Annotated in this window: 9 protein-coding genes; 8 read left to right on the forward strand and 1 reads right to left on the reverse strand. The window is 68.2% G+C overall.

What is annotated here, in order from left to right:
• The first annotated feature begins 23 nt into the window (after positions 1 to 23).
• The 7 genes from LQ566_RS02455 (at position 24) to ndk (ending at position 9611) form a co-directional block, all read left to right on the forward strand.
• A complete protein-coding gene (locus tag LQ566_RS02455) occupies positions 24 to 1832 on the forward strand; it encodes an ABC transporter transmembrane domain-containing protein (RefSeq protein WP_231089970.1) in 1809 nt (602 codons plus the stop codon).
• Positions 1814 to 2968: a CapA family protein gene (locus tag LQ566_RS02460; RefSeq protein WP_231089971.1), complete on the forward strand. Its 1155-nt coding sequence runs from the start codon at positions 1814 to 1816 to the stop codon at positions 2966 to 2968. Before LQ566_RS02455 ends, LQ566_RS02460 begins: the two co-directional genes overlap by 19 nt.
• Positions 2965 to 3867 (forward strand): hypothetical protein, encoded by a 903-nt coding sequence (locus tag LQ566_RS02465; protein WP_231089972.1) that lies wholly within the window; start codon positions 2965 to 2967, stop codon positions 3865 to 3867. The genes LQ566_RS02460 and LQ566_RS02465 overlap by 4 nt, the downstream gene beginning before the upstream one ends.
• Positions 3868 to 4086: 219 nt before the next feature.
• Positions 4087 to 7461, forward strand: a complete 3375-nt coding sequence (gene ileS / locus LQ566_RS02470) for an isoleucine--tRNA ligase (protein WP_231089973.1) — start codon at positions 4087 to 4089, stop codon at positions 7459 to 7461.
• The gene (locus LQ566_RS02475; RefSeq protein ID WP_231089974.1) at positions 7461 to 8813 is read left to right on the forward strand and encodes a bifunctional folylpolyglutamate synthase/dihydrofolate synthase; all 1353 of its coding nucleotides are present in this window, start codon (positions 7461 to 7463) and stop codon (positions 8811 to 8813) included. Before ileS ends, LQ566_RS02475 begins: the two co-directional genes overlap by 1 nt.
• Positions 8810 to 9193 (forward strand): DUF4233 domain-containing protein, encoded by a 384-nt coding sequence (locus tag LQ566_RS02480; protein ID WP_231089975.1) that lies wholly within the window; start codon positions 8810 to 8812, stop codon positions 9191 to 9193. The genes LQ566_RS02475 and LQ566_RS02480 overlap by 4 nt, the downstream gene beginning before the upstream one ends.
• A 1-nt stretch (position 9194) precedes the next feature.
• On the forward strand, positions 9195 to 9611 hold the full coding sequence (gene ndk / locus LQ566_RS02485; RefSeq protein WP_231089976.1) for a nucleoside-diphosphate kinase: 417 nt from the start codon (positions 9195 to 9197) through the stop codon (positions 9609 to 9611).
• 58 nt (positions 9612 to 9669) lie between these two features.
• Here the strand turns inward: ndk and LQ566_RS02490 are convergent, their stop codons facing one another.
• Positions 9670 to 10260 carry a vitamin K epoxide reductase family protein gene (locus LQ566_RS02490; RefSeq protein ID WP_231089977.1) on the reverse strand — a complete coding sequence of 197 codons (591 nt, stop codon included), beginning with the start codon at positions 10258 to 10260 and terminating at the stop codon, positions 9670 to 9672.
• 304 nt (positions 10261 to 10564) lie between these two features.
• Between LQ566_RS02490 and LQ566_RS02495 the strand changes: the two genes are divergently transcribed.
• Positions 10565 to 13138 carry an Rne/Rng family ribonuclease gene (locus LQ566_RS02495; protein ID WP_231089978.1) on the forward strand — a complete coding sequence of 858 codons (2574 nt, stop codon included), beginning with the start codon at positions 10565 to 10567 and terminating at the stop codon, positions 13136 to 13138.
• Positions 13139 to 13154: the final 16 nt, after the last annotated feature.

Below are 13154 nucleotides of genomic sequence, written 5' to 3' on the forward strand. Positions count from 1 at the left end.
TCTCCATGACGACGACGGACTCAATGACGACGACAGGTGGGGCCCCCGCGGACGCGTGGCGCGAGGAAGGCGAACCGGAGTGGATGCAGGAAGGGCTCGAAGATGACGACGATGTCCACACCGGAACGCTGTTCCGCCTGAGGGCCTCCGACATCATCACCGTGGCTGCGCTGGGCCTGATCCAGGCGGCCGCGCTCGCCGGGTTCGTGCTGGTCACGCGGACGGTCATCGACGCACTCGTCCCCGACGGCGTCGGGCGGGCTGCGGAGCTCACCTTCGAGCGCGCACTATGGAGTTGCGGGGTGCTCGCGGCCCTCGCGGTCGTGCTCGGCATCGCACGAAGCATCGAGTTCACCGTTGCGGAGCGCGCCGGATACCTCGTTGTGCGCCGGCTCCGGATGGCCATGTACGCGCATCTGCAGCGCATGCTGCCGGCGCACCTGCGACATCGGGCACGGGGCGGGTTGCTGCTGCGTCTGACCGGTGATCTCTCTATGCTCCGCATGTGGCTCAGCCGTGGAGTCCTCGAAGGGATTTCCGCCGCAATCGTGCTGATCGTGGGAATCGGCGTGCTGTGCTGGCTCGACGTGTGGCTCGCGATCACGGTGATCGCGGTGCTCGCTGCAGGAAGCGCGTTGTCCCTCGTCTTCGGACGCTCCATGCGCGAGGCGACCCGGACGATGCGCCGACGGCGCTCGCTCCTGATGGGCAACATCGACGAGCAACTGGGCACTCTTGCGGTCAGCCAGGTGTCGGGGCGGACCCGTGGCGAATTCTCCCGGCTGTCTCGACAGAACGCCTCCCTGACGGACGCGCTCATCCGCGTCGCGGGTTTGCGCGGGCGCCTCCGCGGCATCGCCGTCGCCGTCTCGCTGGTCTCCGTCGCCGCGGTGCTCGCGGTGGGAGTCATCGAGGCGCGGCGTGGCCAGGTGGGCGTGGATGTCGTCATCGTGGCAGCGCTGCTGGCCCGGTACCTCGCCCGTCCGGTGCGAACGCTCGGCCTCACTCACGACTACTGGCATCGCGGTCTGGTGTCGCGGCAGAAGGTCACCGACTTCCTCACGAGTTCGTCGCGTGACGCCGCCGAGGAGGATCTCCCTGCGCTCATCGTGCGCGGAGGGCGAATCGAGTTCCAGGGCGTCACCGTGCCGGGGGCCCTCGCCGACTTCACCGCGGTCGCGGACCGCGGGGAGCTGGTCGTGATCACCGGCCCGTCCGGCAGCGGCAAATCAACGCTGCTCGAGCTCGTCGCCCGGCAGACGGAGCCGGTATCGGGCGCGGTGATCGTGGACGGCCAGAACCTGGCTCAGACCGCCCCTTCGTCGGTGGGACGCATGATGGGGGTGGCCGGCCCCAACCTCCCGCTGCTCAAAGGCAGTGTGCTGAGAAACGCCACCTATGCCGCACGCCATGTGGCGCCGGGCGAGGTGCAGCGCATACTGCGCACGCTCGGGCTGGATGAATCGCTGGCCCAGCACGGGTTCTCGGACATCCATGACTGGGTCCAGGAGGGAGGCTCGAATCTGACGCTCAGCGATCGTCAGCTGCTCGCGCTCGCGCGCGCCATGATGGGCACGCCGCGGATACTGCTGCTGGACGAGCCGCTGATGGGCCTGGACGCCGAGGCACGCTCACGAGCGCGCGAGGCCCTTCTCCGTCACCGCGGCACCGTGCTGCTGGTGACGCAGGATCCTGATGCTCTGGCGCTGGCTGACAGCGTCTGGGTGATGGGGCGGGGCGTCCCGGTGACGGTCCAGACCGGGGAGGAGTACCGCGCCCAGCTGTGGCGCGAACGAGGTGAACGGAACCGACGATGGCATTTCGAACGATGAACGCGGCACGCCGGGCACAGCCCCGGAAGCGGGCCGGACGCCACCTCCGCCGTGACCGGAGGATCATCGCACTCAGCCTGACCGTGGCAGTGGGCGCATCGGCCGCGGTCGGAGGGCAGCTGGCGCTCGCGGCACCGGCACCGGAACCGGTGGTCGAAGCGGCCGCAGCGCCCCTCTCGGACGGCGTGCTGGACCTGGGCTTCACCGGAGACACCATGCTGGGCGACGGCGCAATGTCGAAGATCACCGAGGAAGGACCGGAGTCGGTCCTGGCCGGCGTGGCTCCGATGCTCAGCGGATTCGACTTCACGATCATCAACTCCGAGGTCCCGTTCACCACCAGCACAGCACCGAATAACCCCGGTGCGAAGTACTCCTACGCGAGCGATCCGGCGTACCTGCCCGTCCTGCACGCGCTCGGAGTCGATGCCATCAACCTGGGGAACAATCACGCCATGGATCGAGGCCCCGTCGGCCTGGCCGACACGCTCCAGGCGGCAGCCGACACCGGGGTCGCGGCGTTCGGAGCGGGAGCGGATCAGGCGCAGGCTTCGATGCCTCTCATGGTCCGTTCCGGACAGCTCGATGTCGCGGTCGTGTCGTTCGGCGAGAACTTCGGCCCCCTGCAGCGCAGCACCGATGTCTCCGCCGGAATGCTGCCGCTGAAACCGGACCGTATCGAGCGAGGCATCCGCGTGGCTCGGGACAACGGAGCCGATCGGGTGGTGGCGTTCGTCCACTGGGGCGACAACTACGCCGACGTGAACGATCAGCAGCGCTACTGGGCGGGGCTGTTCGCGGAGGCCGGGTACGACGTGGTGATCGGCAGCGGCTCGCACACCCTCCAGCCGGTCGATGTGATCGGCGACATGCCGGTGGTCTACAGCATGGGCAACTTCGTTTTCGGGGCGCCGGGTCGTTTCGCCAGCTACGGCCGTCCCGGTCTCGGCGCCGTCGTGGGTCTGCGCTGGGCTGACGACGGCGCAGGGGAGCTGAGCATTCGCGTCATCGAGACCGACAACCTTCTCACGGACTATGTGGCCCGTCCCGTCACCGGAGCCGAGCTCGGCCCAGCCCGGAAGATCCTGGGCCCACGGGTCGCCTGGAGCGGTGACGTCGGGAGCGTGACGTTTTGAGTACGACGGCAGTCGTTCGCCGCCTGGGGATGGCGCTCGCGGCTCTGCTCATCGTTGCCGCGGTTCCCGCGTGCGCGGCGACGGCTCCCGCATCCTCCGGGCTGAGCGGGAGAGGGAAGTTCGAGCTGGCCGTTCCGGGACGCCCCACTATTCCCGTCTACTACGTCAGCGGCGAGCACGCGACGCGCAACGCGACCATCCTGATCGTCATGCACGGCGTCGAGCGCAACGCAGCGGACTACCGCAATTCCTGGACCGACCTGGTGCGCGACCGGGACGTCGTCGTGCTCGCGCCGCAGTTCTCCGCAGCCGACTTCGGTGACGCAGAGGGCTACAACCTCGGAGGGGTCGGAGGATCCGATGCCGGGGAGCCTGCGGATGTCACCGCCGGGTCGTACGGGTACATCCAGCCCTTGTTCGAGGCGGCTCGCGATCGTATCGGAGGGGAACAGCACTCGTTCGAGATGTTCGGGCACTCGGCAGGCGCTCAGTTCGTCCATAGATACGTGATGCTCGTTCCGGATGCCCCGGTCTCGCTCGCCGTCGCCGCGAACGCGGGGTGGTACCTGATGCCGGACGACGGGGCCGACTTCCCCTTCGGGCTCGGGGGCGGTGCTGCGCCGGTCTTCGATCCCGCGCTCGCCTTCAGCCGGCGACTGGTCGTGATGCTCGGCACCGCCGACACCGGATCCGACAACCTGCGTACCGACGACGATGCGATGCGGCAGGGCGCGACCCGCCTCGCACGCGGGGAGGAGTTCTTCGCACGCGCTGAGGCGGTGGCTCATGATGACGGCGTCGCGTTCCGGTGGCGTGTGCAGGAGGTGCCGGGGGTGGGCCATGACCAGGAGAAGATGGCGCGTGCCGCCGCCGCGGTGCTGCTGGACGGCGCATCCTGAACGACGGCGCGGTATGATCGGGGAACGTGCACAGATCCGGCATCACCGGGGAGCATTCGGAAGAACGGGCCGTGGCCTCAGTAGAACCGAACGGGGCAGGCCCGTCACAGCCGAAGTATGAAGTGGTCCACCGCCCGCCGGGCGTGGGGCAACGCGGGGTGGTACCGCGGTCGAGAGATCGTCCCCGCAGGAGCGAATCACGAGCACCTGCGAGATGAGATGACCTACCCACGATCCTCCTTCGGACCCGCTGCCGACCAGGCGGCGGCCGTCACGCCGAGCCCGCGGTTCCCGGAGATCGAGCGCGAGATCCTCGACTTCTGGGAAAGCGACGACACCTTCCGTGCGTCGATCGCCCAGCGCGACGGAGCCGATGAGTGGGTGTTCTACGACGGCCCGCCCTTCGCCAACGGTCTGCCGCACTACGGGCACCTCCTCACCGGTTACGCCAAGGACCTCTTCCCGCGGTTCCAGACCATGCGGGGCAAGAAGGTCGACCGCGTCTTCGGATGGGACACCCACGGGCTGCCCGCTGAGCTCGAGGCCATGAAGCAGCTCGGCATCACGGAGAAGAGCGAGATCGAGGCCATGGGCATCGACACGTTCAACGCCAAGGCGCGGGAGTCGGTCCTCACCTACACGCAGGAGTGGCGCGACTACGTCACCCGCCAGGCTCGTTGGGTCGACTTCGAGCGCGGCTACAAGACGCTGGACACGTCGTACATGGAGAGCGTGCTGTGGGCGTTCAAGACGCTCTACGACAAGGGCCTCGCCTATGAGGGCTACCGTGTGCTGCCGTACTGCTGGCGTGATGAGACCCCGCTGTCGGCGCACGAGCTGCGCATGGACGACGACGTGTACAAGGAGCGTCAGGACCCGTCGGTCACGGTGAGCTTCCCGCTCGTGGGCGCCAAGGCGGAGTCGCTCGGTCTCACGGGCGTGCGCGCACTGGCGTGGACCACGACGCCGTGGACGCTGCCCACCAACCTCGCGCTCGCCGTCGGCCCAGACATCGACTACGTCGTGGTGCCGGGCGGTCCCGCCGGCGCTGCGGACGTCGCCGCCGGCGATGCCGCGGAATCCGCTGTGGCGCATCGCTACCTGCTCGCCGCCGCGCTGCTCGGCGGCTACGCCAAGGACCTCGGCTACGGGTCGGCGGATGAAGCACTGGCCGCGGTGGAGCGGACGGTGCGCGGAGCCGACCTCGCCGACGTCCATTACGACCGTCTCTTCGACTACTACGCGGATGAGGAGGCGTACGGTACCGGCACGGCCTGGCGCATCCTGGTGGACGACTACGTCTCCACGGGAGACGGCACCGGCATCGTCCACCAGGCTCCGGCCTACGGTGAGGATGACAAGCGCCTCGCCGATGCCGCGGGTCTTCCCACGATTCTCTCGCTGGATGACAGCGGACGTTTCCTGCCTGCCGTCACCGACGTTGCGGGTGAGCTCTGGATGGACGCCAACCGTCCCCTGATCCGCCTGCTGAAGGCGAACGGCCGCCTGCTGCGCGAGGCCTCCTACCTGCACTCCTACCCTCACTGCTGGCGCTGCCGGAACCCTCTGATCTACAAGGCGGTCTCGAGCTGGTTCGTGCGCGTCACCGAGTTCAAGGACCGCATGCTCGAACTCAACCAGGAGATCACCTGGGTGCCGGAGAACGTCAAGGACGGTCAGTTCGGCAAGTGGCTCGAGGGTGCGCGTGACTGGTCGATCAGCCGCAACCGCTACTGGGGATCGCCGATCCCGGTGTGGAAGAGCGACGACCCCCAGTACCCGCGTGTCGATGCATACGGCTCCTTCGAAGAGCTGGAACGCGACTTCGGGCGTCTGCCGCGCAACGAGAAGGGCGAGCCGGATCTGCATCGTCCCTACATCGACGAGCTGACCCGGCCGAACCCCGATGACCCGACCGGGCAGTCGACCATGCGCCGCATCGAGGATGTGCTGGATGTCTGGTTCGACTCCGGATCGATGCCGTTCGCGCAGGTGCACTACCCGTTCGAGAACCGCGAGTGGTTCGACTCGCACTCGCCCGCCGACTTCATCGTGGAGTACATCGGCCAGACCCGTGGCTGGTTCTACCTGCTGCATGTGCTCTCCACGGCCCTGTTCGACCGGCCCGCGTTCACCGGCGTCTCCTGCCATGGCATCGTGCTGGGCTCCGACGGGCAGAAGATGTCGAAGTCGCTGCGGAACTACCCCGACGTGTCCGAGGTCCTGGACCGCGACGGCTCCGACGCCATGCGCTGGTTCCTGATGTCCTCCTCGGTGCTCCGCGGCGGCAATCTCTCGGTGACCGAGGAAGGCATCCGCGGCGGTGTTCGCGAGTTCCTGCTGCCGTTGTGGAACTCGTGGTACTTCTTCGCGACCTACGCCAATGCCGCACAGCCCGGTGGCTATCAGGCGACCTGGCGCACCGACTCGACCAACGTGCTGGACCGTTACATCCTGGCGCTGCTCGGCGACCTCGTCTCGGGCGTGACGACCGACCTCGACGGGCTCGATTCGACCAGCGCCACCGAAAAGCTCCGCGACTTCGCCGAGGCGCTGACCAACTGGTACATCCGTCGCTCGCGCGACCGGTTCTGGGTGGGCGTCACCGAGGAGGAGAGTTCCCGCGAGGCGTTCGACACCCTGTACACCGTGCTCGAGGTGCTCACACGGGTCGCCGCACCGTTGATCCCGCTGGTCTCCGAGCGGGTCTGGCAGGGGCTCACGGGCGGACGAAGCGTGCATCTGCAGGACTTCCCGGATGCGGCGGCGTTCGCCCCGGCATCCGACATCCGCACCGCGATGGATGCGGTGCGGGAGATCTCCTCCACCGCCAACGCGTTGCGCAAGCAGCACGGCCTGCGGGTCCGGCTGCCCCTCGCTAAGCTCACCGTGGTCGCAGCCGACTCGGCCGGGCTCGGGCAGTTCGAGGGGATCCTGCGGGATGAGCTAAATGTCAAGGCGGTCGAGCTCGTCGAGGCTGAAGACGGCATCGGAGAGCGCTACGGCATCAGCCGCCGCCTGGTTGTGAACGCCCGGGCGGCCGGTCCGCGCATCGGAAAGCAGGTGCAGCAGGCCATCGGCGCCGCCAAGAGCGGTGACTGGACCGAGGTCGACGGCGTCGTCACGGCGGGGGGCATCGCGCTCCAGCCGAACGAGTACGAGCTGGCTCTGGAAGTCGCCGGCGGTGCCGACGGTACGGCGCTGGCGCTCCTGCCGGGCGGCGGTTTCGTGCTGCTCGACACGGTGACCACCCCACAGCTGGAGGCGGAGGGCCTCGCACGCGACGTGATCCGTGCCGTGCAGGACACCCGTCGTGCGGCGGACTTCGACGTGAGCGACCGCATCCGTCTGCAACTCGCGTTCGCGAGTGCCGACGAAGCGGCCGCCGTGGCGAGCGCATTCGACGTCGCCGATGTCGCGGGGGAGACCCTGGCGACGAGCTACACGGTGCTGGGAGACGGCACGGTGGTGCTGGCGAGCGGTGAGGCCGGAACCTCCTTCGAGCACACCGTCGATGTGGTGGCGGGTACCTACGCGAACACCGCGGCCTTCACGGTCTCGGTGGCACGTACCGGCGAGCGAGGAGAGCGCTAATGACCGATCGCGATCGGGCGGACGCCGTCTACGCCGAACTGCTCACCCGTCAGGGGGAGCAGTGGGTGCAGCCGCGGGTCGAGCGCACGGCCCGCGTTCTCGAGCTGCTGGATGACCCGCAGCGGACGTACCGCGTGATCCACATCACGGGCACGAACGGCAAGACCTCCACCGCGCGGATGATCGAGTCGCTGCTGCGGGCTCATGGGCTGCGCACTGGCCTGTTCACCAGCCCGCATCTCGTGCGCTTCACCGAGCGCATGCTCGTGGACGGCGAGCCGATCTCGGATGCGGCGGTCGCCGACGCGTGGGAGGAGATCGCCCCGTTCGTCGGGATCGTCGATGCCGAACTCGCCGCGAAGGGCGACGCCGCGCTGACGTTCTTCGAGCTGCTGACCGTGCTCGCCTTCGTCGCCTTCGCGGATGCGCCCATCGATGTGCTGGTGCTCGAGGTCGGCATGGGTGGTTCGTGGGACTCCACGAACACCGCTGACGGCGATGTGGCCGTATTCGCACCGATCGATATGGATCATGCAGACCGGCTGGGCGACACGATCGAGAAGATCGCCGCCGTCAAGGCGGGCATCATCAAGGATGGCGCGGCCGTGGTGTCCGCACGTCAGAGCGCCGAGGCAGAAGCCGTGCTGCGTGCTGCCGCCGCCGCCCATGGGGCGAGTATCGCGTTCGAGGGCGGGGACTTCGCGCTCATCGGCCAGCAGCTCGCCGTGGGCGGGCAGCAGGTGAGCGTCCGCGGCGTCTCCGGTGCCTACGAGGACGTGTACCTGCCGTTGTATGGCGCCCATCAGGGACAGAATGCCGCCCTCGCCATCGCGGCCGTGGAATCCCTGATCGGCGGAGCCGCGCAGCCGATCGCGGATGACGTCCTGGCGGAGGGCCTCGCCGAGGCGACTTCTCCCGGTCGCCTGCAGCTGATCGGGATCGAGCCCACGGTGCTCGTCGACGCTGGTCACAACCCCCACGGTGCACGGGCGCTGGCCTCAGCCCTCCGCGAGTCGTTCGATTTCGACGAGTGGGGTCTCGTGCTCGGGGTGCTCGCGGACAAGGACGCAGCAGGCATCATCGAGGCGCTCCGCGAGATCCCCGCGCACGTGTTCGTCACCGAACCGGACTCGGAGCGCTCACTCGACGCCGACGCCCTGGCGGATCTGGTCGAGGCGGCGGGACTGCGGGCGAGCGTCCACCCCAACCTGGACGACGCCGCGGAGTCCGCTCGGGAGTGGGCGGCGGAGGCACCCCGTCGCGCCGTCATCATCGTCGGTTCGGTGGTTCTCGCAGGCGAAGCCATCCGCCTCGCCGAGGATGAGGACTGGAAGGGGAGCACCGCCCGATGAGCGCCTCCTCTCGCACCCCGTCCCTGATGGCCCGGCTCGGGTCAATCGTGCTGATCTTCGAGGCGTTCGTCGCGTTCCTCGGGGGCCTGGTGGTCTACGGGCTGCGCGCTCTGCCCGAGACGATCGCTCCGTGGTGGGGAATCGTCGGGGGCGCCGTTGTGGCGCTGTTGATGATCGTCGTCGCCGGGTGCACTCGCTTCCGCTGGGGAATCGCCGCAGGCTGGGTGCTGCAGTTCGTCATCCTCGCCGCCGCATTCCTCAACCTCGCCTTCGTATTCGTCTTCCTCGTCTTCGGCGGGATGTGGGCGTATGCGATGATCACGTCGGCCCGTTTGGTCCGCAAGGGCCCGGCCGCCACCTCCACGACAGAAAGTGACTGACATGGCAACCGAAGAAACGCTCGTCCTGGTCAAGCCCGACGGCGTCGCTCGCGGACTGACCGGCGCGATCCTCGCGCGCATCGAGGCGAAGGGCTACGCGCTCGTCGATCTCAAGCTCGTGCAGCCGGATCGCACGCTCCTGGAGCAGCACTATGCGGAGCACGAGGGCAAGCCCTTCTACGAGCCGCTGCTGGAGTTCATGATGTCCGGTCCGTCTGTGGCAATCCGTCTCGCCGGTAACCGGGTCATCGAGGGCTTCCGCTCGCTCGCCGGAACCACGGATCCCACCACCGCGGCCCCCGGAACCATCCGTGGCGACTTCGGTCGCGACTGGGGTCTCAAGGTTCAGCAGAACCTGGTCCACGGCTCCGACAGCGTGGAATCCGCCGAGCGCGAGCTCGGCATCTGGTTCGGCTGAGTCCACACACGACTGAGGCGTCCTCCCGGCCGGGAGGACGCCTCAGTCGTGTGTGAGCTCAGAAGAGCGTTGCCAGCACGTGCAGGCGCATCTCGGCGACCACGGCGATCACGGCGAGCACGAGGACCGCCATGAGCGGCGTCCAGCCCATCAGCCGTTCGCCCGCGGCTGCTGCGCGCGTCCCGAACACACCCTGCTTCATCGCGTGGAAGGTGACGACGAAGAACGACGGAATCACCATGACCCAGGTGACCATGCACCACGGGCACAGCACGTTCAGCGCGAAGATGCTCTGGAACGCCAGCCAGAAGACGAATCCGATCGCGAAGACGTAGCCGAGCCAGAAGAACGTCCAGAACCAGCGGGCGAAGCGGGCGCCGGCGAGAATCGCGAAGCCCACCACAATCGGCGCGATCCAGGCCGCGATGCCGATCAGCGGGTTGGGGAAGCCGAAAACGCTGCCCTGCCACGAGTTGAGGTTCGTGCTGCACTGGACCAGAGGGCTGAAGTCGCAGGAAGCGATGGCGTCGGGGTTCTCGAGCTTCTCGAACTTCTCGATCGTCAGGGCGAACGCGGCGTACCAGCCGATGATGCCGGTGACGATGAGCCAGAGGGCCACACCGACGGGACGCTTGCGGGTTTCGGTCATGACCTCAGTATGCCCGCCGGGTCATGCGACCAGGCCGGAGAAAACCTGAGAGCAGCCATATGCCGACATGCGCATGAGAGGCTACTGGCTCATTTCCGCTCGATGGTGCGATAATGAAGGTCGTTGCACCCACCGGCCGCGCCGGTGAACGCAGTGGAGAAGACTTCGAGGCCAAGACGGCCTCCGCGACCAGAGCCGCTGAGCCGGTCGCAGACCGAGTGAGTTCGCGGCACCGCCAGGTGCGGCGCCGCACGAGAATTTCGCCGGGCGACGCGCGGTGTTGCCCGCAGGGAGTGCGCCAGAAATGGCAGAGACGAAGAGCGAGAACGACCGTACCTCCGATTCCGGAGCGAACGACGACCAGCAGGGACTGCCCGCGGGGGCCGACGGGGAGCTGTTTGGCGACCACACGGCGCTTCCGGCTTTCGGTGGACCCGCTGCGGATGCCGATGCGGACCCTACGGAGCCGGTGGCAGCGCCGACGGCTGAGAACGACACCGAGCGCTCCGCACCCGACGACGGAGAGACGGTCATCGAGTCGGACGCCGGCATCATTGTGGTGACCGATGAGGCCACGCCGAATGCCGCGGATGCGACATCCGGTGGCGATGAGGCCGCGCCCGAGACCACGGACGAGGGCCAGGCCACTGCCGAGTCCGCCGGCGACGGCGGCTCAGCTGCTGCCGCCGAAGACTCCGCAGCGGAACCGGGTGCCGGTCTGGGGCTCGGCGACGACGTCGTCATCCTCCGCCAGCCCGCGCCTGAGGCGGAGCCGGAGCCGGAGCCGCTGCCCACCGCGGTGAGCCTGGGGCTGCTTCCCGAGGTGTTCGTGTCCCAGGTGTCCACCGCGCTGCACTTCTATGCGCCGGAGATCGTTCCGCTTCCGGCTCTGCCCGCAGACGAGGACGAGGGCGGATCGTCCCGGCGTCGCCGCCGTCGCGGCGAGCCCGATGACGGCGGGGAGGGGCGGCGCCGCACCCGCGCGGTGGAGTACATCACCGAACCGAAGGCGATCAAGGGCTCCACCCGCCTGGAGGCGAAGAAGCAGCGCCGTCGTGACGGTCGTGAGGCCGGTCGACGCCGCGCCGTGGTGACCGAGGCGGAGTTCCTCGCACGCCGTGAGGCCGTGGACCGCCAGATGATCGTCCGTTCCAAGAACGGTCGCATCCAGATCGGCGTGCTCGAGGACAAGGTCCTCGTCGAGCACTACGTGGCGCGCAACCAGGACGCATCGCTGATCGGCAACGTGTACATCGGGCGCGTGCAGAACGTACTGCCGTCGATGGAGGCGGCGTTCGTCGACATCGGCCGCGGTCGCAACGCCGTGCTGTACTCGGGCGAGGTGGACTGGGACTCCGTCGAGACCGGAAACCAGCCTCGTCGCATCGAGCTCGCTCTGAAGACCGGAGACAAGGTCCTCGTCCAGGTGACGAAGGACCCGGTGGGCCACAAGGGCGCGCGCCTCACCAGCCAGATCTCGCTCCCGGGACGTTACCTCGTGTACGTGCCGAACGGGTCGATGAACGGCATCTCCCGCAAGCTCCCCGACACCGAGCGCGCGCGTCTGAAGCGCATCCTCAAGGAGGTGCTCCCGGAATCCAGCGGCGTGATCGTCCGTACCGCCGCCGAGGGCGCCACGGAGGAGCAGCTGACCGTCGACGTGCAGCGCCTCACCTCGCAGTGGGAGCACATCGCGGCACAGGCGGCCTCCGGCCATGCGCCGCAGTTGCTGCACTCCGAGCCCGACCTGCTCGTCAAGATCGTGCGCGACGTCTTCAACGAGGACTTCCAGAAGCTGATCATCCAGGGCGATGAGGCGCAGCAGACGATCGAGAGCTACCTGCGCGGTGTGGCCCCCGACCTCCTGGAGCGGGTCGAGCGCTACGAGGGCGATCGGGATCCGTTCGACGAGTACCGCATCACCGAGCAGATCGAGAAGGCGCTGGACCGGAAGGTCTGGCTGCCGTCGGGCGGCTCGCTCGTGATCGACCGCACTGAGGCCATGACCGTGGTGGACGTCAACACGGGCAAGTTCGTCGGCTCGGGCGGCAACCTCGAGGAGACGGTCACCAAGAACAACCTCGAGGCCGCCGAGGAGATCGTGCGCCAGCTGCGGCTGCGCGACATCGGCGGCATCATCGTCATCGACTTCATCGACATGGTGCTCGAGTCCAACCGTGACCTCGTGCTGCGCCGTCTGGTCGAGTGCCTGAGCCGGGACCGCACCAAGCACCAGGTTGCCGAGGTCACCTCGCTCGGACTCGTGCAGATGACGCGCAAGAAGCTGGGCCTCGGCCTGCTGGAGACCTTCTCCGAGCCGTGCGAGGTCTGTGCTGGACGCGGCGTGGTGGTTCACCACGACCCGGTGGTCAAGCACCGTGCCCCTTCCGCGAACGGGAACGGCAATGGAAACGGGAATGGCAACGGATCGTCCCGCCGGTCGCGTGGCGGCTCGAACTCCGGTGGTGGTGCCGCGGCACCGGCGCCTCAGGTGTCGACCCACGTGATCACCGAGGGTGCCAAGTCGGCGCTCGCTCAGATTGCAGCCTCCACGCGCAGCGGTGCAGCCGCCGACGCGGCGCCGGCGGACATCACCGAGATCGTGCTGCCGGAGGCGTCTGAGCGCCCGGAACGCGCGGAGCGTGCGAAGCGACCGCGGAAGAAGCGCAACGGCTCGAACGGTGCCGGCGGCAACGGCGGCGACAAGCCCAAGACCGAGAAGGAGCAGCTTCTCGAATCGGTGCTCGACGCGCTCCCCGAGCCGAAGGCCCCGGGCCAGGGACGGGGCCGGCGTCGTGTGACGACCGCCGCCCTCACCGGCACTCCGGTATCGACCGCCCCGGTGTCGGGTGCAGGTGCCGACCCGGCAGGGGAGTGACAGCGACCGTCATTCC

It is taken from the genome of Microbacterium nymphoidis (assembly GCF_021044885.1).
Lineage (GTDB): Bacteria > Actinomycetota > Actinomycetes > Actinomycetales > Microbacteriaceae > Microbacterium > Microbacterium nymphoidis.

Coding starts and splice junctions, on each gene's coding strand:
- LQ566_RS02455 (WP_231089970.1), top strand. CDS start 24: ATGACGACGACAGGTGGGGCCCCCGCGGACGCGTGGCGCGAGGAAGGC.
- LQ566_RS02460 (WP_231089971.1), top strand. CDS start 1,814: ATGGCATTTCGAACGATGAACGCGGCACGCCGGGCACAGCCCCGGAAG.
- ileS (WP_231089973.1), top strand. CDS start 4,087: ATGACCTACCCACGATCCTCCTTCGGACCCGCTGCCGACCAGGCGGCG.
- LQ566_RS02475 (WP_231089974.1), top strand. CDS start 7,461: ATGACCGATCGCGATCGGGCGGACGCCGTCTACGCCGAACTGCTCACC.
- LQ566_RS02480 (WP_231089975.1), top strand. CDS start 8,810: ATGAGCGCCTCCTCTCGCACCCCGTCCCTGATGGCCCGGCTCGGGTCA.
- ndk (WP_231089976.1), top strand. CDS start 9,195: ATGGCAACCGAAGAAACGCTCGTCCTGGTCAAGCCCGACGGCGTCGCT.
- LQ566_RS02490 (WP_231089977.1), bottom strand. CDS start 10,260: ATGACCGAAACCCGCAAGCGTCCCGTCGGTGTGGCCCTCTGGCTCATC.
- LQ566_RS02495 (WP_231089978.1), top strand. CDS start 10,565: ATGGCAGAGACGAAGAGCGAGAACGACCGTACCTCCGATTCCGGAGCG.